This window comes from Pseudomonas sp. 22085, assembly GCF_052045815.1.
Taxonomy (GTDB): Bacteria; Pseudomonadota; Gammaproteobacteria; order Pseudomonadales; family Pseudomonadaceae; genus Aquipseudomonas; species Aquipseudomonas glycinae.
Genome location: NZ_JBQEQA010000003.1, coordinates 59115 through 85344, shown reverse-complemented (window position 1 = coordinate 85344; position 26230 = coordinate 59115). Strand labels below are relative to the sequence as shown.

The window sequence follows — 26230 nt, the reverse complement described above, 5'->3', positions numbered from 1 at the left end:
CCATGCGCGGGGTAGGAGGACTGAGACCAGAGCACTCAGCCACGCCGAAGCGTGCCCGCGCATAACCGCCGCAAAAGATCTTACGGTCGAGCGAAGACTGCCGCAAATCGGGCAACGACGCTTATGCACTGCTCTGAAATCAGGGCTCCTACGCCCTGCCTCCACACTTGCGGAGACAACCAAAGACTATCCCCGCATCTCCGCGCCCACCAGTTCACGCAAACCGCCGCAACTCGCAGGAAACGTCCGAAGCCTTTGCCCGGAAATTTCACTCTGACTCGTCCCGCAAGTAGTCCAGCAATGCCGAAGCCGACGATTCGTCTGACGCTGAAACCGCAAAAAACCTGACAACCTTGCAACGCAAAACGTCGGCGGGAAACGCCTCGAACAACGCCGGCTGCTCCTCGCTCAACCACTGCAAGGCGTTGTTGATCCGGGCATCTTCGCCGAACTGCGCCAGCAGCTTTTCCGGCACCGACCACCAAGGAAACTCCCGACCCGAGACCCGCGCCCTGCCCCCGATCTCGACGGTCTGACCATTGATCAATCCTCGCGTGAGGACCGGTAGTAGTTGCCCGGCATCCACCTCGGACGACTCAAGGATCGGCAACAAAAACCGCCCATCCCAGAACCGGAAGAACACCGCTTTCCCGTCCGGCATCAGCACCTGAGTCAAACTGCGAAAGTGCTCGACCACCGCCTCAAGCCCCGCCGAAGAAACCGCCAGCCAACCCCAGTCGCGAGACTCCGTGGTCGCCACCCAATCCAGAAACTCACTGCCCGCGTCGACGATTCCCACGTAGGGCATCACCGCATCCCACTCGGCATAGATCGTTTCCGCCCAGACCGGTTTCGGCATCTGCGCTTTCAGCGGCCAGGCCTTCAGTGGCTCTGCCGCACTGGCGCTACTGAAAATCGCGAACAACAGCTCCGACGGCTTCAGCGGCACATCCTTCAACCATTGATCAGGCTGCACAGACACCACCTTTGCAGCGCTCGCATTCTTCACAGAACGGCGCATCACCTTTCAGGCTCATGATTTGTGCGGCAGTCAGAATCGCAGCCGGGGCTGCCGCCAGTTTTTCCGGCAACCCCGGCACCGTCGGCGCCGCACTCATCGCCGCCATCGGCGCACCACCCACAACGATCGGCACGCTGCTGAAGATCCCGCCGGGGCCGATGTTGATCCACTGCCCGCCCGCCTGAATCGTCGCGCTCGCGCCGCCGTCGATCACCACTTGCTGGCCGGCGCTGACGTGGAATTGAGCACTGGCGTTGATCGCCTGATTGCTCACGCGGATGTGCCGGTCGCCGGTCACCGTGAGGTGGTCGTCCTGCCTCACCTCGGTATGGCGCTGGCCGTGGGTGATGCGCTGCTCATCGGCTTTCAGCTCGTGTTTGGCGAGGCCGGTGACGACAACGCTGCGCTGGTTATCCACCTGCACCTGCTGATCGTTCAATACGTGCTGGGTCCAGTTTCGCTGGGCGCGCAGGTAGATTTCCTCGGCGCCTTTGCGATCTTCGATACGCAATTCGTTGTAGCCCCCACCGCCGGGACTACTCTGGCTGCGGAAAATACTGCGGGTCTTGTCGGCCGGCAGATCCAGCGGCACCGGCGTGGCGGCGTTCGGCAGGCAACCCATGACCAGCGGTTTGTCGGCATCGGAATCGATGAACCCCACCAGCACTTCCATGCCGACTCGGGGGATCAGCACGCTGCCATAACGATCATGGGCCCAGCCGCTGGCAACCCGCAGCCAGCAACTGGAATGCTCGTTGAGTTCACCGTCGCGATCCCAGGCCAGTTGCACCTTGACCCGACCGTACTCATCGCAATGGATTTCACTGTCTTTCGGGCCGGTGACCACGGCCGGTTGATAGCCGAGCATCCGTGGTTTTTCCGGGCCCATCGGCGGGCGGAAGAACACGTCCCACGGCGTGGCGAGAAAGGTATTACGGTAGCCCTGGAAGTCATCACCGTCGCTGGTCACCGATTCCTCCAGCACTTGCGGCTGTCGGCCACGGTGTTCGATAGCAGTCAGCAGCCAGAGGTCATTCAGATCCTGGCGCGGATGCTCGGTCAGTTGCAGGAAATGTCCGCTGACGAGAGCGGATTGATCGCTGCGGCCCTCGGCCTGACGGTAGTCGGCGACATGTCGTTCAAGGGTGCGCTGGGCCAGTTGCTTGCCGGTTTCGCGCTCGGTGAACTGGCCGGGAAACTGGTAATCCTCCAGCACCGGGCGCTGTTCGCTTACTGCACGGCTTTGCAGTGCCAGCCGGGGTTTGGTGAAGTCGTAATCACGCCGGGTGACCACGCTGGTGCGGGTTTCAACGCGTACGGTGAAGCGCTTGATCGCCGGTGCCGATGCGGCCATGCCGCTGCCCGGCAGGTACAGCGTCGGCTTGGTCAGACGCGGGAATACCGTCTGATCGTCGCCGAACACCAACAGATGTCCGTCCGGGCTGTGCTGAAAGTGAAAATGAATACCGACTTCGGCACACAGCCGCTGAATGAACGCCAGATCGCTTTCGGCGTACTGCACACAATATTCACGGGGCGGGTAATCGCTGCCGAGGCGAAACGTGAAGGCATCGCGCAGGATCGCGTGATCCTTGAGGATCTGCGTCACGATCTGCGGCACGCTTTGATGCTGGAAGATCCGCTGATTGATCCGATGACCCAGGTAGGCCAGACGCGGAACTAGGCTGACGTGATAGCGGGTCAGACGCTTGCCGGAATCCCCCTGCCCGACCCGATAGATCTGACCGTGGATACCGGAACCGTCTTCATCAAAACTCAGAAACGCCTGACAGTGCAGCAGGCTTTCCAGATCCAGATCCGGCCGTTCACTGACCAGCTCCAGGTCGAAGCGGAAGGGTTGGCTGATGGCTTCCTTGCCCGTGAACTCAAGGACTTTGAGGTCAAACTGGGCGCCTTCGACGGTCAACGTGAAACGCGGTTGATTGGCAGGCGCGAACATCCGATGTCTCTCTGCAGAATGAGGGCGGGCGATTCTGCATGAGGGGCAAGGGGTGCAGGACGGGTGACTGAAAAATCAGATTTTCCCTACTTGAAACTTCGATTTGGCCTTCAACAATCGACGCTTTCAACTACAGACAGATCCGTCAGAAATATCGCAGAACCCTGTGGGAGCTGGCTTGCCAGCGATGGCGATTTGTCAGTCACTCTAAATGCTGGATGTGCCGCCCTCATCGCTGGCAAGCCAGCTCCCACGGGGATCGCCAGCGCTGATCAGAAATCGCAGGCAATAAAAAACGGCCCGCTTCCTTTAGGACGCGGGCCGTTTTCTGGTGAGCCTCAGCTCATTCCCATCACTTGTTCAGATGGAAATCCTTCTCGGCCGCTTCAAAGCGCTGAACCATGCCGGCGCTCGGCTGGCCCATCAGGCTGACCAGGTAGATCGCCAGGCTGGCGAAGATGAAGCCCGGGATGATTTCGTACAGACCCAGCAATTCGAAATGCTTCCACACGATCACGGTGATCGCGCCGACCAGGATGCCGGCCAGTGCGCCGTCACGGGTCATCTTTTTCCAGATCACCGAGATCAGCACCACAGGACCGAAGGCCGCACCGAAACCGGCCCAGGCGTAGGACACCAGACCCAGCACGCGGTTTTCCGGGTTGGCAGCCAGGGCGATAGCGACCAGCGCAACCAGCAGCACCATGGCGCGACCAACCCATACCAGCTCGACTTGCGAAGCGGATTTACGCAGGAAAGCCTTGTAGAAATCTTCGGTCAGGGCGCTCGAGCACACCAGCAACTGGCAGCTCAGGGTGCTCATCACTGCCGCGAGAATAGCCGACAACAGCACGCCTGCAATCCACGGGTTGAACAGGATTTTCGCCAGTTCGATGAACACACGCTCGTGGTTTTCGGTCACTGGACCGGCCACTTCCGGGTGCGCCGAGAAATAAGCGATACCGAAGAAGCCCACGGCCACGGTGCCGCCCAGGCACAGGATCATCCAGGTCATGGAGATACGACGGGCGTTGGCGATCGACTTGACCGAATCAGCGGCCATGAAGCGCGCCAGGATGTGCGGCTGGCCGAAGTAGCCCAGACCCCAACCCATCAGCGAGATGATGCCGATGAAAGTGGTGCCCTTGAGCATGTCGAAGTTGCTCGGGTCCTGCGCTTCGATGGCCAGGAACGTGGTATCCACGCCACCGGTAGCCAGCAGCACGATGATCGGCGTCAGCAGCAGTGCGAAGATCATCAGCGTGGCTTGTACGGTGTCGGTCCAGCTCACCGCGAGGAAACCGCCGACGAAGGTGTAGGCAATCGTCGCCGCAGCGCCGGCCCACAGCGCCGTCTCGTAGGACATGCCGAAGGTGCTTTCGAACAGACGGGCACCGGCCACGATGCCGGAAGCGCAGTAGATGGTGAAGAACACCAGAATCACCACTGCCGAAATGATGCGCAGCAGACCGCTCTTGTCTTCGAAACGGCTGGAGAAGTAGTCCGGCAGGGTCAGCGCGTCACCGTTGTGTTCGGTTTGAACACGCAGGCGACCGGCAACGAACAGCCAGTTCAGGTAGGCACCGACGATCAGGCCGATGGCGATCCAGCTTTCGGACAGGCCGGACATGTAGATGGCGCCCGGCAGGCCCATCAGCAACCAGCCGCTCATGTCGGAAGCACCGGCGGACAATGCCGTCACCACGCTGCCGAGGCTGCGGCCGCCAAGAATATAGTCAGAAAGGTTGTTGGTGGAGCGATAGGCCATGAAGCCGATCAGCACCATTGCTGCGATGTAGATCACGAACGTGATCAGGGTTGGATTACTTGCGCTCATTACGTACGTGCCCTGGCTTTGTTTTTATGTAGCGGCGGCGGTTGCACCGTTTGCAGACTGACGTCTGACAGACGATTCGCACTGCCGCGCATTTATGACCAATGTTTCCCCAGGAAAGCCATTGGCCGGTGCGTCGGGTTCCCCCGGTTGCACCTTGGGCGCGAATCCTATGCAACAAAGCAAAACAGGTGCAACCAGTTTCTTGAGAATTAGTTGCACCCAGTCGGATTTATCCTACGGAAGTCGCTTTTTGCTCCCTTTTAACGCAGTGACAACGCTTTTCTAGAAGCAAAAGCACCAAGCAAGAGCAGCACTTTCGTACCAGAAATTATTTCCTGACGAGCTGCAGAATATTCCGACAAAAAAGGGTTGCACCCGGTTGCACCTGTTTCGGCTCGCGGCTAATCTTGCCGCCAGCTGTTGTCGCGCAACTGCGGCACCTATGAGGATAAAAATATGGCTACCACCACCCTTGGGGTCAAACTTGACGACCCGACCCGCGAACGCCTGAAGGCCGCCGCAACCTCGATTGATCGCACACCGCACTGGCTGATCAAGCAGGCAATTTTCAATTACCTGGAAAAACTCGAGGGTGGTGCAACCCTGACCGAGCTGAACGGTTTGTCCGCCAAGGACACCGACGACGCGGGCGAAGTCCATACCGATCACGCTCACCAATGCTTCCTCGAATTCGCTGAAAGCATCCTGCCGCAATCGGTGCTGCGCGCCTCGATCACCGCCGCTTATCGTCGCCCTGAGCCGGAAGTGGTACCGATGCTGATCGAGCAGGCTCGCCTGCCGGCACCGATGGCCGAAGCCACCAACAAACTCGCCGCGACCATCGCGGAAAAACTGCGTAACCAGAAGAGTGCCGGCGGTCGTGCAGGCATTGTTCAGGGTCTGCTGCAGGAGTTTTCCCTGTCGTCCCAGGAAGGCGTGGCGCTGATGTGCCTGGCCGAAGCGCTGCTGCGGATCCCGGACAAAGGCACTCGCGATGCGCTGATCCGCGACAAGATCAGCACCGGCAACTGGCAGCCACACCTGGGCAACAGCCCGTCGCTGTTCGTCAACGCCGCAACCTGGGGCCTGCTGCTGACCGGCAAACTGGTGTCGACTCATAACGAAGCCGGCCTGACCTCGTCGCTGAGCCGTATCATCGGCAAGAGCGGCGAGCCGATGATCCGCAAGGGCGTCGACATGGCCATGCGCCTGATGGGCGAGCAGTTCGTCACCGGCGAAACCATCGCCGAAGCCCTGGCCAATGCGAGCAAGTTCGAAGCCAAGGGCTTCCGCTATTCCTACGACATGCTCGGTGAAGCGGCGCTGACCGAACACGACGCCCAGAAGTACCTGGCCTCGTACGAACAAGCCATTCACTCGATCGGCAAAGCGTCCCACGGCCGTGGGATTTATGAAGGTCCGGGCATCTCGATCAAGCTGTCGGCCCTGCACCCGCGCTACAGCCGCGCCCAGTACGAACGTGTGATGGACGAGCTGTACCCGCGCCTGCTGTCGCTGACCCTGTTGGCCAAGCAATACGACATCGGCCTGAACATCGACGCCGAAGAAGCCGACCGCCTGGAGCTGTCGCTGGATCTGCTCGAGCGCCTGTGCTTCGAGCCGCAACTGACCGGCTGGAACGGCATCGGTTTCGTGATCCAGGCCTACCAGAAGCGTTGCCCGTACGTGATCGATTACGTGATCGACCTGGCTCGCCGCAGCCGTCATCGCCTGATGATCCGTCTGGTGAAAGGCGCGTACTGGGACAGCGAAATCAAGCGCGCCCAGGTCGAAGGCCTGGAAGGCTATCCGGTCTACACCCGCAAGGTGTACACCGACGTTTCCTACATCGCCTGCGCCCGCAAACTGTTGTCGGTGCCGGAAGTCATCTACCCGCAGTTCGCTACGCACAACGCCCACACCCTGTCGGCGATTTATCACATTGCCGGTCAGAACTATTATCCGGGCCAGTACGAATTCCAGTGCCTGCACGGCATGGGCGAACCGTTGTACGAGCAGGTTGTAGGAAAAGTTTCCGAAGGCAAGCTGAACCGTCCGTGTCGCGTGTACGCTCCGGTCGGCACCCACGAAACCCTGCTGGCGTACCTCGTACGTCGTCTGCTGGAAAACGGCGCCAACACCTCGTTCGTCAACCGCATCGCCGACCAGTCGATTTCGATTCAGGAACTGGTGGCCGATCCGGTTGCACAAATCGAGCAGATGGCAACCGTGGAAGGTGGTTTCGGCCTGCCGCACCCGCGCATTCCGCTGCCGCGTGACCTGTACGGTTCCGAGCGCGCCAACTCCAGCGGCATCGACATGGCCAACGAACATCGTCTGGCTTCGCTGTCCTGCGCCCTGCTGGCGACCGCGCACAACAACTGGAAAGCCGCGCCGATGCTCGGTTGCGCCTCCAGCAACGAAGCGCCGGCACCGGTGCTGAACCCGTCCGATCTGCGTGACGTGGTCGGCCACGTGCAGGAAGCCACGGTCGAAGACGTCGACAACGCAATCCAATGCGCCCTGAACGCCGCACCGATCTGGCAGGCCACCCCGCCCGCCGAACGTGCCGCGATTCTGGAACGCGCCGCTGACTTGATGGAAGGCGAGATCCAGCCGCTGATGGGCCTGCTGGCTCGCGAAGCCGGCAAGACCTTCGCCAACGCCATCGCCGAAGTCCGCGAAGCTGTCGACTTCCTGCGTTATTACGCGGTGCAGGCACGCAACGATTTCAGCAACGACGCCCACCGCCCACTGGGCCCGGTGGTGTGCATCAGCCCATGGAACTTCCCGCTGGCGATCTTCAGCGGCCAGGTTGCCGCCGCACTGGCCGCCGGTAACCCGGTGCTGGCCAAACCGGCCGAGCAGACTCCGCTGGTGGCCGCACAAGCCGTACGCTTGCTGCTCGAAGCCGGGATTCCGGAAGGCGTGCTGCAACTGCTGCCGGGTCGCGGTGAAACCGTCGGCGCCGGCCTGGTGGGTGATGAACGCGTCAAAGGCGTGATGTTTACCGGTTCCACCGAAGTCGCCCGTCTGCTGCAACGCAACATCGCCGGTCGCCTCGACAACCAGGGCCGTCCGATTCCGCTGATCGCCGAAACCGGCGGCCAGAACGCGATGATCGTCGACTCTTCGGCACTGACCGAACAGGTGGTGATCGACGTGGTGTCGTCGGCCTTCGACAGCGCCGGTCAGCGCTGCTCGGCCCTGCGCGTCCTGTGCTTGCAGGAAGATTCCGCTGATCGCGTCATCGAAATGCTCAAAGGCGCGATGGCTGAAAGCCGTCTCGGCAACCCGGAGCGTCTGTCCGTGGACATCGGCCCGGTGATCGACGCCGAAGCCAAGGCCGGCATAGAGAAGCACATCCAGAGCATGCGCGACAAAGGTCGCAACGTGTACCAGGTGGCTATTGCCGATACCGAGGAAGTCAAACGCGGCACCTTCGTCATGCCGACCCTGATCGAGCTGGAAAGCTTCGACGAACTGCAACGCGAGATCTTCGGCCCGGTGCTGCACGTGGTGCGCTACAAGCGTAAAGAGATCGACCAGTTGATCGCCCAGATCAACGCCTCCGGTTACGGCCTGACCCTCGGCGTGCACACCCGCATCGACGAGACCATCGCCAAGGTGATCGACAACGTCAACGCCGGTAACGTCTACGTCAACCGCAACATTGTGGGTGCCGTGGTCGGCGTCCAGCCATTCGGTGGTGAAGGCCTGTCGGGTACTGGCCCGAAAGCCGGTGGCCCGCTGTACCTGTACCGTCTGCTGTCGACGCGTCCTACCGATGCCATCGAACAATCCTTCGCTCGCGCTGATGCTGCCGTGGCGCCGGACGTTCGTCTGCGCGACGCCATGAGCAAACCGCTGACCGCTCTGAAAGCCTGGGCCGACAGCAACAAGTTCGCCGACCTGAGCACCCTGTGCGTGCAGTACGCGGCGCAGTCGCAAAGCGGTATCACCCGCGTACTGGCCGGCCCGACCGGCGAAAAGAACAGCTACGCGATCCTGCCGCGCGAGCACGTGCTGTGCCTGGCGGACATCGAAGGTGATCTGCTGACCCAACTCGCTGCAGTACTGGCGGTAGGCGGTTCGGCAGTCTGGCCGGAATCCGACACCAGCAAGGCATTGTTCGCACGCCTGCCGAAGGAAATTCAGGCGCGGATCAAACTGGTTTCCGACTGGAACAAGGACGACGTGGTGTTCGATGCGGTTCTGCATCACGGCCATTCCGACCAGTTGCGTGCGGTCTGCCAGCAGATCGCCAAACGTGCCGGCGCCATCGTCGGGGTTCAGGGCCTGTCCCAGGGCGAGACCAACATTGCTCTGGAGCGCCTGGTGATCGAGCGTGCGTTGAGCGTCAACACCGCTGCGGCAGGTGGTAACGCCAGTCTGATGACCATCGGTTAACTCCCGCGCGATCGTTCCCACGCTCTGCGTGGGAACGCCTCAAGGGACGCTCCGCGTTCCAGCCACGCTGCCGATTTCAAGCCTGGCACCGATGGGACGCGGAGCGTCCGGGGCTGCATTCCCACGCAGAGCGTGGGAACGATCAGTACAGCAACCTGAAATGGGCGCCCTCACCGGCGCCCATTTTTTTGGCCTCTCCATCACCGTTATCAATCTTCCTGTTCAGCCTTTATTCGCACGCCTAGACTCGGTCCATTCCAAAAAAAGGTAGGCCGACATGTCCGAGACGCTGCTCAGTTCCCGCAATCTGGCTTTCGAGCTGTACGAAGTCCTCGATGCCGAGGGCCTGACCCGGCGCGAGCGGTTTGCCGAGCACAACCGCGAAACCTTCGATGCCGCCATCGGCACGGCGCGCAACATCGCCGAGAAGTACTTCGCACCGCACAACCGCAAGGGCGACGAAAACGAGCCACGCTACGAGAACGGTCAGGCGATTCTGATTCCCGAGGTGAAACCGGCAGTGGATGCGTTCCTCGAAGCCGGATTCCTCAACGCAGCGCGCAGTTTCGACGCCGGCGGCATGCAACTTCCTACATTGCTGTCCCAGGCCTGCTTCGCCCACTTCCAGTCGGCCAACGCGGCGTCGACCTCCTATCCGTTCCTGACCATGGGTGCGGCCAACCTGATCGAAAGTTTCGGCACCGAAGAGCAGAAGCAACGCTTCCTGCAACCGATGATCGACGGTCGTTTTTTCGGCACCATGGCCCTCACCGAACCTCATGCCGGCTCGTCGCTGTCGGATATTCGTACCCGCGCCGAGCCTGCGTCCGACGGCACTTATCGCCTCAAGGGCAACAAGATCTTCATTTCCGGCGGCGATCACCCGCTCTCGGAAAACATCGTGCACATGGTGCTTGCCAAGCTGCCGGACGCACCGGCCGGGGTGAAGGGGATTTCGCTGTTTATCGTGCCGAAGTTTCTGGTCAACGATGACGGCAGCCTCGGCAAACGCAACGACGTGTTGCTGGCCGGGCTGTTCCACAAGATGGGCTGGCGCGGAACGACGTCAACGGCGCTGAACTTCGGCGATAACGGTGAGTGTGTCGGTTATCTGGTGGGCAAGCCGCACCACGGCTTGAGCTACATGTTCCAGATGATGAACGAGGCGCGCATCGGCGTCGGCATGGGCGCGGTGATGCTCGGTTATGCCGGTTATCTGTACTCGCTGGAATACGCTCGCGAACGTCCGCAAGGCCGGGTGCCGGACAGCAAGGATCCGACCACGGCACCGGTGGCGATCATTCAGCACGCCGATGTCAGACGCATGCTGTTGATCCAGAAATCCTACGTTGAAGGGGCGTTCGATCTCGGCCTTTATGCTGCGCGGCTGTTCGATGACACCACCACTCTGGAGTCTGAAGCGGAGCGCAAGCAGGCCCACGAACTGCTGGACTTGCTGACGCCGATCGTCAAATCCTGGCCATCCGAGTTCTGCCTGAAGGCCAACGAACTGGCGATCCAGATTCTTGGCGGCCACGGTTACACCCGCGAGTACCCGGTGGAGCAGTACTACCGCGACAACCGCCTGAACCCGATCCACGAAGGCACCCACGGCATTCAGTCGCTGGACTTGCTGGGGCGCAAACTGGCGCAGAACGGTGGCGCCGGGCTCAAGCAGCTGATTCGACTGATCGCCGACACCGCCGAGCGCGCGGTAGCGTACGAATCGTTGACCGCACTGCGTGAGCCGTTGGAGAAACTGGTGGCGCGCCTACAGAGCGTGACCATTGGTCTGCTGACCGACCTGGCTCAGGGCAAGGTCAACAGCAGCCTGGCGAACTCGGCGCTGTACCTGAAGGTGTTCGGGCATGCGGTGATTGGCTGGCGCTGGCTGGAGCAGGCGATTCGCGCCGAGGAAGGGTTGGCCAAGGGCAATGCGGCGGATGCCGACTTCTATAAGGGCAAGTTGCAGGCGGCGCGCTATTTCCTGACGTGGGAAGTGCCGGGGTGCCAGCATGAGCTGGCGTTGCTGGAGGCGCGGGATGATACGTGTCTGGCAATGCAGGATGCGTGGTTTTGACCTCTTAATGATCGTTCCCACGCTCCGCGTGGGAATGCCTCCTGTGACGCTCTGCGTCACGATCTTGAGAGGACGCGGAGCGTCTGGGGCTGCATTCCCACGCAGAGCGTGGGAACGATCAATTTCAGCTCAACTTGAACCTGCCCATCTGCCGCGCCAGATCATCCGCCAGCCGCTGCAGCATCTGACAATCCTCACGACAGGCGCGGACCTCCCCCGCCGTCGCCCGGGCCAGATCGGAAATGCCCTGTACGTTGCGGTTGATCTCCTCGGTCACCGCCGACTGTTCCTCAGTCGCCGTCGCCACCTGATGGTTCATGTCGCTGATGCGCTCGACCTGCCCGGTAATCGCAGTCAAAGACGCCCCGGTACGCTGGCTCGATTCAACTCCTGTCCCCGTCGCGGCCTGCCCGGTTCGCATCGATGACACCGCATTCTCCGCACCCTGCTTGAGGCTGCCGATCATCTGCTGAATCTCGTCTGTAGACGCCTGAGTCCGACGCGCCAAGGTGCGCACTTCATCCGCTATCACTGCAAAACCACGCCCCATATCGCCGGCTCGAGCAGCCTCGATGGCAGCGTTCAACGCCAGCAGGTTGGTCTGCTCGGACACCCCGCGAATCACCGCCAGCACCTGATCGATCGACGCCACTTGATGCGCCAGCTCCCCCACCGCCCCAGCGGCGACGCCGATTTCATCGGACATGCTTTCGATATGACGAATCGAGCCACCAACCACTTCCCGCGCCTGCATCGCTTCATCGCGGGCGGTTTGCGAGGCGAGAGCGGCGTTGCCGGCATTCTGCGCGATCTCCTGCACGGTCAGGCCCATTTCGTGGACGGCGGTGGCGACCATATCGGTCATTTCCTGCTGGCGGCCGGAGCGCTCGGCGGTGTTATCCACAACACTGGCCACCTGGCCCACAGCAACGCGCAGACGCTCGCTGGTGGTCAGCACCTCGCCAATCATCCCGCGCTGGCTGTCGAGGAAACGGTTGAAGCCCCGCGCGAGGTCGCCCAGTTCATCGGCGCGGCTGGAATCTAACCGATGGGTCAAATCTCCACCACCGCTACCGATTGCTACCAGTGCAGCTGTTACCTGACGAATCGGTCGCACCAACCCCTGGGCCAGCCAGATCACCAGCGCCAGGCAAACCAACGCCACCACCAGGCCGATGCCGCTGCTCATCCACATCGCCCGACGGGCTTCGGCGTAGATCTGCGACTGTGGCACTTCGGCCACCAGGGTCCAACCGAGATCGCGCAAAGGCAGGCTGAAGGCGAGGAAGTCTTCGCCGTCGCGCTGAAAGCTGCTGTTGGCGGCCACTTTATGGCCCATGACCGCGTGTGCTGCCGAGCCACCGATCTGCTCGCTCAAGGTGCGCTTGCCGCTGAACTGTGCCTCGGGATGGACCTGGATAAGACCGTCGGAACGCACGAGATAGACCTTCCCGCGCTCGCCGAAGCTGAAGTTGTGAATCAGCTCCGACAGCTCTTTCATGCTCAGCCCAAGGCCCGCGACACCGACCACTTTGCCGGCCTGCTCCACCTTCAAATCGATGAACAGCGCCAGCTCTCCAGTGGCCCCGTCGTTGTCGATATTCAGGGTTCGCGACTGGTTACTGTCAAGAAACGAGTAAAACCACGCATCGGCCGGCTTGTCGCGACTGAGGGTGCGATCCAGGCCTTTTTCGGTGATGTAGTGATTGGATTCGGTGCCGATGATCAGCGCAGTAAACGCCTTGTGTTCGGCGCGGATGCCTTCCAGATACTGCGCGAAACCCGCCGTTCTGGCGGAATCTTCACCATTGGCCAGCCAGTCGCGGACCATCGTGTTGCTGGCGATGTCCTTGGCGGCGGTGAGGGGTTGAACGAGGATTCGTTCGATGTCGTTGCGCGTCGCTTCGATGCTCGACGGCAGCGCCTGTTCGACCAGATAGCTCTGGGCGAGGCGGTTGACCACCAGGGTATAAATGCCAACCACGATCAGAATGCTGACCAGCAGGGCGGTGCCCATACCGAGGATCAACTGCCATTGAATACTGCGACGCCAGAACTGCATGGAGCACCCCCAAAGAATAAGAGGCTGAAACACTGCAACAGCCGTGCCGATTGTATACAGCGAAATCGACAATCTTATTCTTTGGTTGTGCGCAACCCCATCAACCCTGATTGATGGTCTTGGCGATGGTCTCGACCGTGGCGCTGACTTGCTCTTGGTAACGCTCGAGTTCCTGCTGATGCTGCTTCTTCATTTCAATCTGCTGCGAGCACAGATTCATCGCCGCCAGCACCAGCAGGCGGTCGCCGATCAGGGTCGGGTATTTCTTCTTGGTGTCGGCCAGTGCGGCCTTGAGCATCAACGCAGCGTCCAGCAGGGTCTGTTCTTCCCCGGCCGGTGCCTTGATCGAATAGTCCTCCCCCAGGATGGAGATGACTTTTACCCCTGCTGTACCGTGGTTCATGCGCTGACAGGACCTGCGTTGACGCGATCAACCAGGGCCTGGATGCGCGCGGCGGTGGCGCCGTGCTTTTCTTCCTGTTCCATCAGGCTCAGTTGCAGGCTTTCGTTTTCATCCTTGGCCTGGGCCAGTTCCGTGGACAGGGTCTGGTTGGTTTCCGACAGGGTCTGGTTCTGTTGCACCAGATCGCTGACGAGCTGTTCCAATTGGCTGAGGGATGCTTCCAACATTTTGATCTTCCAGGGCTTTTTCAAAGGGCGCGTACGATAAAGAAAAGTCGTCGTTGACGCCAGGGTTAAACCGGCGCAAGGCCTTGATTTTCCTGGCGGCCGACCGTTCTTGCGAGTGTTAGAGACTGTGATCTGCCGATCTGGTTCCTGCACTTCGTCGCCCGACGCCCCATGCGACAAATACGCACACCACCTCAAGACTTTAGTCGTATGACCGATAAGTCACCCAACAGCAGTCTCAGCCCGCACGGATGCGGCCCTTCCCTGGTATCCGCCTCCATGTCCCTTCGCAATATGAACATCGCCCCCCGGGCGTTCACCGGTTTTGCCCTGATCGGCGGCCTGATGCTGATTCTCGGTGTGTTCGCCCTGAATCAGATGAGCAAGATCCGCGGCGCCGCCGAGGACATTTCCTCCAGCAGCGTGCCGAGCATCAAGAACCTCGACGAATTCACTCAGCTGACCCTGCGCCTGCGGGTGCTGTCGTACCGATTGCTGGTGAACCGCGAGCCGGACGTCCAGCAGAAAACCATGGATCTGCTCGATATGCGCAACCAGCAGATCCGCAAGGCCCAGACCGATTACGAGCCGTTGATCGGCAGCCCCGAAGAGCGTGCGGCCTACGACCAGTACGTGCAGTTGCTGGGTCAGTACCGCCAGATCGAAGACCGGATGAAAACCCTGTCGCGCAACAATCAGGTGGATGAGCTGCGCAACCTGCTGAACACCCAGTTGCTCGACAACTCCGAAGCGATCAACACCGTGCTCAACCGCCTGATGCAGATCAACGGCCAGCAGATCAGCGAAACCAACCAGCAGGCCGCCGACCAGTATTCCTCGGCCTTCAATCTGGTGGTGACCCTGCTGGTGATCGCCACCGGTCTGACCTTCCTGTTCGCCTGGTTGCTGACCGTCAGCATCACCAAGCCGATCGCCAAGGCTCTGGATGCAGCGGAAACCATCGCCGAAGGCAATCTGACCCAACCGATCCAAGTGGACGGCACCGACGAAGCCGGGCGCCTGCTGGCGGCCATGGCCAAGATGCAGTCGAAGCTGCGCGACACCCTGCAGCGGATTTCCGGCTCGGCCACCCAACTGGCCTCTGCCGCCGAAGAGCTGAACAGCGTCACCGACGAAAGCGCCCGGGGTCTGACCCAGCAGAACAACGAAATCGAGCAGGCTGCCACCGCGGTCAACGAGATGACTAGCGCCGTGGAAGAAGTTGCGCGCAACGCCGTCAGCACCTCGGAAGCTTCGAAGAACGCCACCACCTCCGCCGGCGACGGCCGCGATCTGGTGCAGGAAACCGTCAGCGCCATCGAACGCATGAGCGCCGACGTGCAGAGCACCGCTACCCTGATCGGTGATCTGGCCAACGAATCCCGTGACATCGGCAAGGTGCTGGACGTGATCCGTGGCTTGGCCGACCAGACCAACCTGCTGGCGCTCAACGCTGCAATTGAGGCGGCCCGCGCCGGTGAAGCCGGTCGTGGATTTGCGGTGGTCGCCGACGAAGTTCGCGCCCTGGCGCACCGCACCCAGCAGTCGACCAGCGAAATCGAGCGCATGATTGGCAGCATCCAGAGCGGCACCGAACACGCCGTGGATTCGATGCGCAACAGCACCGAGCGCGCCGAATCGACCCTGAACATCGCCCGTGGCGCGGGTCTGTCGCTGGACACGATCAACACGGCCATCGTTGAAATCAACGAGCGCAACCTGGTGATCGCCAGCGCCGCCGAAGAGCAGGCGCAGGTGGCGCGGGAAGTGGATCGCAACCTGGTGAACATCCGCGATCTGTCGGTGCAATCGGCGACCGGCGCGAATCAGACCAGTGCGGCCAGTAATGAGCTGTCGCGATTGGCGCTTGATCTGAACAATATGGTTGGGCGGTTCAGCCTCTGAGATAGAAGCCCCCTTTTGATCATTCTCACATCGAGAGGTTGATCGTTCCCACGCTCTGCGTGGGAATGCAGCCCGGGACGCTCCGCGTCCCAAAAGCGGACGCAGAGCGTCCATTGAGGCATTCCCACGCGGAGCGTGGGAACGATCGCCTCCTCTGGTGCAAAAGCTTTTTGACAGCATCACATTTCAACAGGTTAGAATCGCTGGCACGCAGACTGCATGGTCAGTTTGTGCCCGTCTTTCCGCTTCTGGAGTACTGCCTTTGAATGCGACGACCATCAACAGCCTGTTCTTGATCGGCGCGTTGCTGGTAGGCGCAAGCATTCTTGTCAGCTCCCTTTCCTCCCGTCTCGGCATCCCGATTCTGGTGATCATCCTCGCGGTCGGCATGAGTGCCGGGGTCGATGGCGGCGGCATCATTTTCGATAACTACCCGACGGCCTATCTGGTCGGCAACCTCGCACTGGCAGTGATCCTGCTCGACGGTGGTTTGCGCACCCGGGTGTCCAGTTTCCGCGTGGCCTTGTGGCCGGCCTTGTCGCTGGCCACGGTCGGCGTCCTTATCACCACCGGCCTCACCGGCATGGCGGCCGCGTGGCTGTTTGACCTCAACCTGATCCAAGGCCTGCTGATCGGCGCCATCGTCGGCTCCACGGACGCCGCCGCGGTGTTCTCGCTGCTCGGCGGCAAGGGCCTGAACGAGCGGGTGACCGCCAGCCTGGAAATCGAATCCGGCAGCAACGACCCGATGGCGGTGTTCCTCACCGTGACCCTGATCGACATGCTCGCCAGCGGCCAGACCGGCCTGCACTGGAGCCTGCTGACCCACCTGATCCGCGAATTCGGCATCGGTGGGGTGATCGGTCTGGGCGGTGGCTGGCTGATGCTGCAACTGGTCAACCGGATCAACCTGGCCACCGGTCTGTATCCGATTCTGGTGATCGCCGGCGGTCTGGTGGTGTTCGCCCTGACCAACGCCCTGCACGGCAGCGGCTTCCTCGCCGTGTACCTGTGCGGTCTGGTCATCGGCAACCGCCCGGTGCGCAGCCGTCACGGCATTCTGCACATGCTCGACGGCATGGCGTGGCTGGCGCAGATCGGCATGTTCCTGGTGCTGGGCCTGCTGGTCACCCCGCATGACTTACTGCCGATCGCCCTGCCTGCGCTGGGTCTGGCGCTGTGGATGATTCTGTTCGCACGGCCGCTGTCGGTGCTGGTCGGGCTGCTGCCGTTCAAGGCCTTCCATGGCCGCGAAAAGGCGTTCATTTCCTGGGTCGGTCTGCGCGGCGCGGTGCCGATCATTCTGGCGGTGTTCCCGCTGATGGCCGGGCTGCCGAATGCGCAGCTGTACTTCAACCTCGCGTTCTTCATCGTGCTGGTGTCGCTGCTGGTGCAGGGCACGAGCCTGCCGTGGGTCGCCAAGCTGCTCAAGGTGACGGTACCGCCGGAGCCGGCGCCGATTTCCCGCGCCGCCCTCGAAGTGCACGTCACCAGCGAGTGGGAACTGTTCGTCTACAAGCTCGGCGCGGAAAAATGGTGCATCGGTTCGCCCCTGCGCGAACTGAAAATGCCCGAAGGCACCCGTATCGCCGCCCTGTTTCGCGGTCAGCAACTGCTCCATCCGTCGGGTAGTACGGTGCTGGAAGTCGATGATTTGCTGTGTGTTATCGGCCATGAGCACAACCTGCCGGCCCTCGGAAAACTGTTCAGCCAGGCGCCGCAACGCGGCCTCGATCTGCGCTTCTTCGGCGACTTCGTACTCGAAGGAGATGCCCAGCTCAAAGCGGTTGCCGCCCTGTACGGCCTGCCCGCCGAAGGCATCGATCCGGACATGACCCTGGGCCACTTCATTGCCCAGAAAGTCGGCGGTGCACCGATCGTTGGCGACCAGGTGGAATGGAACAACACCCACTGGACGGTTGCGGTCATGGACGGGAACAAGATCGGCAAAGTGGGCGTCAGATTCCCCGAAGGAAGTCGCCCGGGCCCCGGGCTCTTCCTCTAAACTGCGTCCACTCTCACTTGCTTGACCGGTCTCTATGCCTACCCTGCGCTCCTTTTTCGTCGCGGCCCTGCTGGGCCTGAGTCTCACTGTCGGCCCGCTGCAGGCCGCCGAACCGCCGTCCAGCGACGCCGTGCAGGCCAGCCTGGACAAGCTCACCGACAGCAAACTGCCCGAAGCCGACAAGAAGGCCCTGCAGACGGTCCTGCAAAACACGCTGAATCAGCTCAACAACCGGCGTGACTACGAGCAGAAGCTGATCGACCTCAAGCAGCAACTGGCCACCGCGCCAAAGCAGACCATCGAGAATTCGCGCGAACTGACCCGCCTCAAGGCCAGCGCCGTGGTGCCGGTTGCGCAGCGCTTTCCCAAGGAAAACATCCAGCAGCTGGAGCAGATGCTCACCGAGCGCTCGACCCAGCAAAGCGATCTGCAAAAGGCCCTGGCCGACGCCAACAGCCTGATCATCACCGCCCAGACCCGTCCCGAACGTGCCCAGGCCGAGATTTCCAGCAGCCAGACGCGCATCCAGCAGATCAATAACATCCTCAAGACCGGCAAGGACGCCGGCAAGACCGTCAGCGCCGAGCAGCGCGACCTGCTCAACGCCGAACTGGCGGCGCTCAATGCGCTGATCCCGCTGCGCCGTCAGGAACTGGCCGGCAACAACCAATTGCAGGATCTGGGCAACAGTCAGCATGACCTGCTCTCGGAAAAGTCCGACCGTCTGGATCGCGAGATCCAGGAACTGCAAACCCTGATCAACCAGAAACGTCTGACCCTGTCGCAGGAAACCGTGACGCAGCAGTCGATCGAGGCCCAAAAGTCCGGCAGCAGCGCCCTGCTCGCCACGGAAAGCGCGGCCAACCTCAAGCTCTCCGACTACCTGCTCAAAAGCACCGACCGTCTCAACGAACTGACCCAGCAGAACCTGCAGACCAAGCAGCAACTGGACAGCGTGACCCAGAGCGATTCGGCCCTCGACGAGCAGATCAACGTGCTCAAGGGCAGCCTGCTGCTGTCGAAGATTCTCTATAAACAGAAGCAAGCGCTGCCGCGCCTCAAGGTCGACCGCGATCTGGCGGACCAGATCGCCGACATTCGCCTGTACCAGTTCGAAATCAATCAACAACGTGAACAGCTGAGCAATCCGGCGACTTACGTCGACAACCTGCTGTCCACTCAGCCACCGGAGCAAGTCACGCCACAACTGCGCAAGAGTCTGCTGGAGCTGGCCAACACCCGTGTCGATCTGCTGGAACGGCTGAGCCGCGAACTGAGCGCGATGCTCAACGAATCGATCACCCTGCAACTGAACCAGAAACAACTGCTGAGCACCGCGCAAAGCCTGCGCGCGACTCTCGACGAGCAGATGTTCTGGATTCCGAGCAACAAGCCGCTGGACACCGAATGGATGCGCGGCGTGCCGGAGCGTCTGAAGCGTCAGATCGATACCCTGCCGCTGGCCTCAAGCTTCAGCGAACTGACCGACGGCCTGACCCAGCGACCACTGTTGTTCCTGCCGCTGGCGCTGCTGATCGGCGCGCTCCTGTGGCGGCGCAAGCAACTGTATTCGCGCCTGAACAAGGTTCACCAGGACATCGGCCACTTCAAGCGTGACAGCCAGTGGCACACGCCGCAGGCGATCCTGATCAATATTCTGCTGGCGATGCCGGTGGCGCTGGGCCTGGCCCTGTGCGGGCTGGCGTTGCAGATCGACGCTCGCGGGCAGAACGCCAACATGGGCGCGGCGCTGCTGCAAATGGCCCAGGCGTGGCTGGTGTTCTACACCGCTTACCGGATCCTCGCGCCGGGTGGAGTGGCCGAATTGCACTTCCGCTGGGAAAAGCCGCAGGTCGAATTCCTGCAAGGCTGGGTGCGTCGCCTCGGTCTGGTGGTCATGGCATTGGTGGCCGTGGTGGCGGTTGCCGAACTGCAACCGGCGGCGCTGGCCGACGATGTACTGGGCATGCCGGTGGTGCTGACCTGCTATGCGCTGATGGCGTGGCTGCTCAGCCGCCTGCTGATCAGCAGCCCGACCCACGAAAACGCCTCGCTGTTCCGCAAGGCTGTGGGCGTGATGTTCACCCTGCTGCCCATCGCGCTGTTCGTCGCCGTGTGCTTCGGCTACTACTACACCGCGCTGAAGCTCAGCGACCGCTTGATCAACACCCTGTACCTGCTGATGTTCTGGCTGGTGATCGAAGCGACTTTCGTCCGAGGTCTGGCGGTCGCGGCACGCCGTCTGGCCTACCAGCGCGCCCTGGCCAAACGTCAGGCCGCGAAAGAAGCCGGCGACGGCGAAGCGGTGATCGAAGAGCCGACCCTGGATATCGAAAAGGTCAACGAACAGTCCCTGCGCCTGATCCGCCTGGCGCTGCTCGGCGGTTTCATCGCCGCGCTGTACTGGGTCTGGGCCGACCTGATCACCGTGTTCTCGTACCTCGACAACATCACCCTCTACGAATACACCAGCGGCACCGGCGCCAACATGAGCATGGTGCCGATCAGCATCGGCGACATGCTCGGCGCGCTGATCATCATCGGCATCACCTTTGCGCTCGCCCGCAACTTGCCGGGCCTGCTTGAAGTGTTTGTGCTATCGAAACTCAATCTGGCCCAGGGCAGTGCCTACGCGACCACGACGCTACTGTCGTACGTGATCGCCGGGGTCGGTTTCGTCTCGACCCTGTCGACCCTCGGCGTGAGCTGGGACAAGTTGCAATGGCTGGTGGCGGCGCTGTCGGTCGGCCTCGGCTTCGGTATGCAGGAGATCTTCGCGAACTTTATCTCCGGCATCATGATCCTGTTCGAGCGCCCGGTGCGGATCGGCGACACCATCACCATCGGCAACCTGTCGGGCACGGTGAGCAAGATCCGCATCCGCGCCACGACCATCACCGACTTCGACCGCAAGGACATCATTGTCCCGAACAAGACGTTCATCACCGGGCAACTGATCAACTGGTCGCTGACCGACACCATCACCCGGGTGACCCTGAAACTCGGCGTCGATTACGGTTCGGATCTGGATCTGGTCAAGGAACTGCTGCTCAAGGCCGCCCGGGAAAACCCGCGCGTGCTCAAGGAACCCGAGCCGCACGTGTACTTCCTCAACTTCGGCGAAAGCACCCTCGACCACGAATTGCGCATGCATGTGCGCGATCTCGGCGACCGCAACCCGGTGCTCGATGAGGTCAACCGCTTCATCAACCGCGAGTTCAAGAAGCAGCACATCAACATCTCGTTCCGCCAGATGGAGGTTTACCTGAAGAACCTCCACGGTCAGGAATACAAGATGGTGCCGATCGAGCCGGAAACCAAAACCATCGTGCCGGTCAGCGACGACCAGAAACCGTTGCAGGAACCGCCGCCGGCCAAACTCGACTAACCCGGCTAATCCCAGCAGAATGCTCGGACATTCTGCTGGAGCCGGTCCTTGAAAGCCCTCGACGAACTGACCTTCGACAACCGCTTCGCCCGCCTGGGCGATGCGTTCTCGGCCCACGTGCTGCCCGAACCGATCGACAATCCGCGACTGGTGGTTGCCAGCCCGGCGGCCCTGGCGCTGCTGGATCTCGACCCGGCGGTGGCCGACACCCAGGAATTTGCCGAATTGTTCGGCGGCCACAAGCTATGGGCCAATGCCGAACCACGGGCGATGGTCTATTCCGGGCATCAGTTCGGCGGCTACACCCCGCAATTGGGTGACGGTCGCGGGCTGTTGCTGGGCGAGGTTTACAATGCGGCCGGCGAACACTGGGACATGCATCTGAAGGGCGCCGGGCAGACACCGTTCTCGCGCATGGGCGACGGCCGCGCGGTGCTGCGTTCGTCGATCCGCGAGTTTCTCGCCTCCGAAGCGCTGCATGCGCTGAACATTCCTTCGTCACGCGCCGCCTGCGTGATCGGCTCCGACACTCCCGTCTGGCGTGAGAAACAGGAGCGCGCCGCGATGGTACTGCGCCTGGCGCCGAGCCACATCCGTTTCGGCCACTTCGAATACTTCTATTACACCAAGCGTCCCGAACAGCAGAAGCTGCTCGGCGAACACGTGTTGGCGATGCATTACCCCGAATGCCTGGAACAGCCGGAACCCTATTTGGCGATGTTCCGCGAGATCGTCGAGCGCAACGCCGAACTGATCGCCAAGTGGCAGGCCTATGGCTTCTGCCACGGCGTGATGAACACCGACAACATGTCGATCCTCGGCATCACCTTCGACTTCGGTCCCTTCGCCTTCCTCGACGATTTCGACGCGAACTTCATCTGTAACCACTCCGACGACCAGGGCCGCTACTCCTTCAGCAATCAAGTGCCGGTCGGCCAGTGGAACCTCAGCGCCCTGGCCCAGGCCCTGACGCCGTTCATCAGCGTCGAAGCCCTGCGCGAAACCCTCGGCCTGTACCTGCCACTGTTCCAGGCGCACTACCTCGACCTGATGCGCCGCCGCTTCGGCTTCACCACCGCCGAGGACGACGACCAGCAACTGCTGGAGCAGTTGCTGCAACTGATGCAGAACAGCGGCGTCGATTACACGCTGTTCTTCCGTCGTCTGGGCGAAGAGTCAGCCGAACAGGCCGTCGCTCGCTTGCGCGATGACTTCGTCGATATCAAGGGTTTCGATGCCTGGGGCGAGCGCTACGTCGCCCGCGTCGCACGCGATGGCGCGACCGATCAGGAACAACGCCGTGCGCGGATGCATGCGGTGAATCCGCTGTACATCCTGCGCAACTATCTGGCGCAGAAGGCGATTGATGCTGCCGAGCAGGGTGACTATTCAGAAGTGCGCCGGTTGCACGCGGTGCTGAGCAATCCATTCGAGGAACAGCCTGGAATGGAGAGCTACGCGGAACGGCCGCCGGAGTGGGGCAAGCATCTGGAGATCAGTTGTTCGTCGTAAGCGGGAACGACTGAACCTTGATAATCGATCCGTACGGCTCCAGATCAGTCGTACGATCCCGTTTTATTCATTGAGCCGATCATGACCGACCCCCTCCTCATCCCCTGCCCCTCCTGCAACGGCCTCAACCGCATCCCCGCCGAGCGCCTCAACGATCACCCGAAGTGCGGGCGCTGCAAGTCCGAGGTGCTGTTGAACAAGCCGTTCGAGCTCAAGCAAGGCGATTACGCCAGTCAGATCAAGGGTGATCTGCCGTTACTGGTGGACGTATGGGCGGACTGGTGTGAGCCGTGCAAGTCGTTTGCGCCGGTGTTCGAACAGGCAGCTGCGCAGTTGGCGGGCAAGTGCCGTCTGGCCAAGCTGGACAGCGAGGCCAATCAGCAGTTGTCGGCGCAGTTGGGGATTCGTTCGATTCCGAGCCTGATTCTGTTGCGCAACGGCCGGGAAGTGGCCCGTCAGAGCGGGGCCTTCCCGTTGCCGCAGTTGATGGCCTGGCTGCGCAGCCAGGGCATCTGACAAGGCTTCAGGCGTCTTCGAGCAGGTTGTGCAGTTCGACGAACTGCTGTGTCAGCTTGTGCCGTGGATCGAGGTGGATCAGCGGCATGCTGGCCTGATGCGATTCGCGCATGCGCACTGAACTGGCGAGGTAGACCGGCAGCACCGGCAGGCCCTCGGCGATCAGTTCGTCGAGGATCTGCTGCGGCAGGCTGGCTCGGGCCTGGAACTGGTTGACCACAATGCCTTCAACTTCCAGGCCTTCGTTGTGGTCTTCCTTCAACTCGTCGATCTCGGCGATCAGACCGTACAGGGCCTGACGCGAGAAGCTGTCGCAGTCGAAGGGAATCAGTACCCGATCGGCGGCAATCAGGGCCGAGACCGCATAGAAATTCAGCGCCGGCGGCGTATCCAGATAGATCCGGTCGTAATCTTCCGACAGCTCGTCGAGCAGCTTTCGCAGCTTGTTGATCTTGTGCTTGGCCTCAAGCTTGGGCTGCAGGTCAGCCAGCTCGGCGGTGGCGGTGATGATGTGCAGGTTGTCGAACGGCGTTTCGTAGATATCCGCTTGATTCTTTTTCGAGAACGGCCCGGAAGACAGGGTCTGCTTGAAGAAGTCGGCAATGCCCATCGGAATGTCGTCACCCGTGAGCCCGGTCAGATACTGAGTGGAATTGGCCTGGGCATCGAGGTCGACCAACAGCGTGCGATAACCCTCGCTGGCGCTCACCGCCGCCAGATTGCAGGCAATGCTGGATTTGCCCACGCCACCTTTCTGATTGAACACCACGCGCCGCATGACAAAACCTCCGTGTATCAAAGAATGACCGAGTGTAGTGGTGCCCGGTGCCGGTTCGCTACCTCGATGGACGCGGACTACAAAGTCAGGCGCCAATCTCCCAATGGATACGGCGTAAAGAGACCCGTTGATCGCGGATTCGCCTGACAGACAGCCACCCGACAATCTGGATAATGGCCAAGTGACAGCTCTTGCCGCGTACCAATCGGTTCATTTCGTCGTTCAAAACGTAACCAGCATTTGCTACACACTCGTCGCACCGGGATAATGCGCGCCACCCGGCGCCACGCGCCATGCCATTTCAGGCTAAATCAGCTCAGCGGCGACGTTGGCGAAACCGCGTCAACTCAGCCCGCAGGGGCGGGATAAATGTCCGTGATCAACTTCAACATCGCCCAATGGCGCGCCTGGGCTCCCGGGCTCGACAGTGTGGAAGCCTGGCAAGCCTGGAGCCGACAACCGGTCGTGCTCGAAAGCAGCGATGCCGCACCCGATGTGTCGTTTCTGCCGGCCATGCAGCGCCGTCGTCTCAGCCGTCTGGCGCGGATGGCGTTCAGTGTCGGTTGGCCGCTGGCCGACGGTCGGGAAAATCTGCCGCTGGTGTTCGTCTCCCGGCACGGCGAAACCCCGCGTACCTTTGAAATTCTCAGTGATCTGGCCAACGAACAGCCGCTGTCGCCGACCCAGTTCAGCCTGTCGGTGCACAACGCGATCATCGGCCTGTGGTCGATCATGCGCGGCGAGACCAGCGAAATGACCGCACTCGCTGCGGCTGGCGACGGCCTCGAACACGGCCTGCTCGAAGCGGCGACGTTGTTGAACGAAGGGGCCCCCGCGGTGCTGCTGGTGATCACCGAGGAACAACCGCCCGAAGCCTATTCGACGTGGATCGACGACGTGCCGTTTCCCTATGCGGTCGGGCTGTTGCTCACCCCCGGTACCGACTGGCGGCTGACCCTGAACAGCGCCCCCGAAGCACGGTCAAAAACGCAGTGGCCTCATGCGCTGAATCTGCTGCGAACCCTGCTCGATCAGCAACCCCATTGCCAACATGCCTGGAAGAATCGTCTATGGACCTGGCAACGCAACCCGTGATCGAAAAAAATCGCGATGCCTATTACTGGCGTCTGCTGGCGACTGCCACCAGCTTCGCCCTGTTCGGGCTCGGTGGTCTGTGCCTGCGCCTGCTGGTATTTCCATTGCTCGGTTTCCTGCCGGGCGACGCCATTGCGCACCGCGAGCGGGCGCGCCAGACCGTCAGTCGGCTGTTCTGGTTTTTCGTCCGGTTCATGGCCCGTACCGGCGTGCTGACCTACGACATCCAGGGCGCCGAACGTCTCGGCCGTCCGGGGCAGATGATCATCGCCAACCACCCGTCGCTGATCGACGTGGTATTCCTGATCGGTCTGGTGCGCGGGGCCAATTGCGTGGTGAAGAAAAGCCTGTGGGAAAACCCCTTCACTCGCGGCCCGCTGCGCAGCACCGAATACATCAGCAACGACGGCAGCATGGACATGCTCGACGCTGCCGCTGGCGCGTTGCAGGGCGGGCAGACCCTGATCATTTTCCCTGAAGGTACCCGCACACAGCCGGGTCAGGCGCCGGCCTTTCATCGGGGGGCGGCGGCCATCGCGCTGCGCGGTGCGAAAATCGTCACCCCGGTAGTCATCAAGGTCAGTCCGACCACCCTGACCAAGGCCGAGCCCTGGTATCGCATTCCCAGTCGCCGCGTGCACTTCAGTTTTCGCGTCGGGGCCGATATAGACCCACAGACTTTCGCCGCGCAGGGCCCCGCGCCTCAGGCTTCGCGCAAGCTCAACGACTATTTGCACCAATTCTTTATCAAGGAGCTCGCCGAAGATGAGCGATCTAAACCGTGACATAAAAGAGCTGATCATCGACGCCCTGGGCCTCGAAGACATCAGCGCAGAGGACATCGGCGACGACCAGACGCTGTTTGGCGAAGGCCTGGGCCTGGATTCCGTCGACGCTCTGGAACTCGGCCTGGCGATCCAGAAAAAGTACGGCATCAAAATCGACGCCGACGCCAAGGACACCCGCAACCATTTCTCCAACGTGGCGAGCCTTGCGGCGTTCGTCACGGCAAAACAGGCAGCTTGAGACCG

At 61.4% G+C, this 26230-nt stretch carries 17 protein-coding genes and 2 pseudogenes; 11 read left to right on the top strand and 8 right to left on the bottom strand.

Going from position 1 to position 26230, the window contains the following annotated elements; all coding sequences use genetic code 11:
• Nucleotides 1-268 precede the first annotated feature (268 nt).
• The 3 genes from ACTJK7_RS04300 to putP all read right to left on the bottom strand — a co-directional run bounded on the left by ACTJK7_RS04300 (nucleotide 269) and on the right by putP (nucleotide 4818).
• The gene (locus tag ACTJK7_RS04300; RefSeq protein WP_440779985.1) at nucleotides 269-976 is read right to left on the bottom strand and encodes a DUF4123 domain-containing protein; all 708 of its coding nucleotides are present in this window, start codon (nucleotides 974-976) and stop codon (nucleotides 269-271) included.
• The gene (locus tag ACTJK7_RS04295) at nucleotides 966-2981 is read right to left on the bottom strand and encodes a type VI secretion system Vgr family protein (protein ID WP_108559250.1); all 2016 of its coding nucleotides are present in this window, start codon (nucleotides 2979-2981) and stop codon (nucleotides 966-968) included. The genes ACTJK7_RS04300 and ACTJK7_RS04295 overlap by 11 nt, the downstream gene beginning before the upstream one ends.
• Nucleotides 2982-3333: 352 nt before the next feature.
• On the bottom strand, nucleotides 3334-4818 hold the full coding sequence (putP, locus tag ACTJK7_RS04290) for a sodium/proline symporter PutP (RefSeq protein WP_064382872.1): 1485 nt from the start codon (nucleotides 4816-4818) through the stop codon (nucleotides 3334-3336).
• Between the two features lie 456 nt (nucleotides 4819-5274).
• Here putP and putA point away from each other — a divergent pair, with 456 nt between their 5' ends.
• Entirely contained in the window at nucleotides 5275-9228 is a 3954-nt protein-coding gene (gene putA / locus ACTJK7_RS04285; RefSeq protein WP_108559247.1) for a trifunctional transcriptional regulator/proline dehydrogenase/L-glutamate gamma-semialdehyde dehydrogenase, read from the top strand.
• A 277-nt stretch (nucleotides 9229-9505) separates the two neighbouring features.
• The gene (locus ACTJK7_RS04280; protein WP_108559245.1) at nucleotides 9506-11308 is read left to right on the top strand and encodes an acyl-CoA dehydrogenase; all 1803 of its coding nucleotides are present in this window, start codon (nucleotides 9506-9508) and stop codon (nucleotides 11306-11308) included.
• Nucleotides 11309-11432: 124 nt separating this feature from the next.
• Here ACTJK7_RS04280 and ACTJK7_RS04275 read toward each other — a convergent pair whose 3' ends face one another.
• From ACTJK7_RS04275 to ACTJK7_RS04260, 4 genes and pseudogenes are all read right to left on the bottom strand, one after another.
• Nucleotides 11433-12164 carry a methyl-accepting chemotaxis protein gene (locus ACTJK7_RS04275; protein WP_440819223.1) on the bottom strand — a complete coding sequence of 244 codons (732 nt, stop codon included), beginning with the start codon at nucleotides 12162-12164 and terminating at the stop codon, nucleotides 11433-11435.
• Between the two features lie 135 nt (nucleotides 12165-12299).
• Nucleotides 12300-13325 (bottom strand): annotated as a pseudogene (locus ACTJK7_RS04270) (cache domain-containing protein); the annotation flags it as partial.
• Between the two features lie 145 nt (nucleotides 13326-13470).
• Nucleotides 13471-13773, bottom strand: coding sequence for a cell division protein ZapA (locus ACTJK7_RS04265; protein WP_064382868.1), 303 nt, complete (start codon nucleotides 13771-13773; stop codon nucleotides 13471-13473).
• Nucleotides 13770-14000 carry a hypothetical protein gene (locus ACTJK7_RS04260; RefSeq protein ID WP_007952320.1) on the bottom strand — a complete coding sequence of 77 codons (231 nt, stop codon included), beginning with the start codon at nucleotides 13998-14000 and terminating at the stop codon, nucleotides 13770-13772. Before ACTJK7_RS04260 ends, ACTJK7_RS04265 begins: the two co-directional genes overlap by 4 nt.
• A 171-nt stretch (nucleotides 14001-14171) precedes the next feature.
• On the opposite strand from ACTJK7_RS04260, the pseudogene ACTJK7_RS04255 reads away from it, so the two are divergent.
• The 6 genes and pseudogenes from ACTJK7_RS04255 to trxC form a co-directional block, all read left to right on the top strand.
• Nucleotides 14172-15050: pseudogene (locus ACTJK7_RS04255) on the top strand (MCP four helix bundle domain-containing protein); the annotation flags it as partial.
• Entirely contained in the window at nucleotides 15033-15905 is an 873-nt protein-coding gene (locus ACTJK7_RS04250; RefSeq protein ID WP_371850982.1) for a methyl-accepting chemotaxis protein, read from the top strand. The pseudogene ACTJK7_RS04255 and the gene ACTJK7_RS04250, both read left to right, overlap by 18 nt.
• Nucleotides 15906-16167: 262 nt before the next feature.
• A complete protein-coding gene (locus ACTJK7_RS04245; protein ID WP_011332112.1) occupies nucleotides 16168-17910 on the top strand; it encodes a potassium/proton antiporter in 1743 nt (580 codons plus the stop codon).
• 34 nt (nucleotides 17911-17944) lie between these two features.
• A complete protein-coding gene (gene mscK, locus ACTJK7_RS04240; RefSeq protein ID WP_011332111.1) occupies nucleotides 17945-21298 on the top strand; it encodes a mechanosensitive channel MscK in 3354 nt (1117 codons plus the stop codon).
• Between the two features lie 48 nt (nucleotides 21299-21346).
• A complete protein-coding gene (gene selO / locus ACTJK7_RS04235; protein WP_108559241.1) occupies nucleotides 21347-22810 on the top strand; it encodes a protein adenylyltransferase SelO in 1464 nt (487 codons plus the stop codon).
• A gap of 81 nt (nucleotides 22811-22891) precedes the next feature.
• Complete coding sequence (gene trxC, locus ACTJK7_RS04230; protein ID WP_440779988.1) at nucleotides 22892-23326, top strand: thioredoxin TrxC; 435 nt, start codon at nucleotides 22892-22894, stop codon at nucleotides 23324-23326.
• 7 nt (nucleotides 23327-23333) lie between these two features.
• Here trxC and ACTJK7_RS04225 read toward each other — a convergent pair whose 3' ends face one another.
• Entirely contained in the window at nucleotides 23334-24104 is a 771-nt protein-coding gene (locus ACTJK7_RS04225; RefSeq protein ID WP_064382864.1) for a ParA family protein, read from the bottom strand.
• Between the two features lie 369 nt (nucleotides 24105-24473).
• Here ACTJK7_RS04225 and ACTJK7_RS04220 point away from each other — a divergent pair, with 369 nt between their 5' ends.
• From ACTJK7_RS04220 to ACTJK7_RS04210, 3 genes are read left to right on the top strand one after another with little or no spacing between them, the layout of a single operon-like run.
• The gene (locus tag ACTJK7_RS04220; protein ID WP_064382863.1) at nucleotides 24474-25199 is read left to right on the top strand and encodes a beta-ketoacyl synthase chain length factor; all 726 of its coding nucleotides are present in this window, start codon (nucleotides 24474-24476) and stop codon (nucleotides 25197-25199) included.
• The gene (locus tag ACTJK7_RS04215) at nucleotides 25175-25984 is read left to right on the top strand and encodes a lysophospholipid acyltransferase family protein (protein ID WP_108559237.1); all 810 of its coding nucleotides are present in this window, start codon (nucleotides 25175-25177) and stop codon (nucleotides 25982-25984) included. Before ACTJK7_RS04220 ends, ACTJK7_RS04215 begins: the two co-directional genes overlap by 25 nt.
• Nucleotides 25965-26225, top strand: a complete 261-nt coding sequence (locus ACTJK7_RS04210; RefSeq protein WP_007952344.1) for a phosphopantetheine-binding protein — start codon at nucleotides 25965-25967, stop codon at nucleotides 26223-26225. The genes ACTJK7_RS04215 and ACTJK7_RS04210 overlap by 20 nt, the downstream gene beginning before the upstream one ends.
• The last annotated feature ends 5 nt before the right edge of the window (nucleotides 26226-26230 follow it).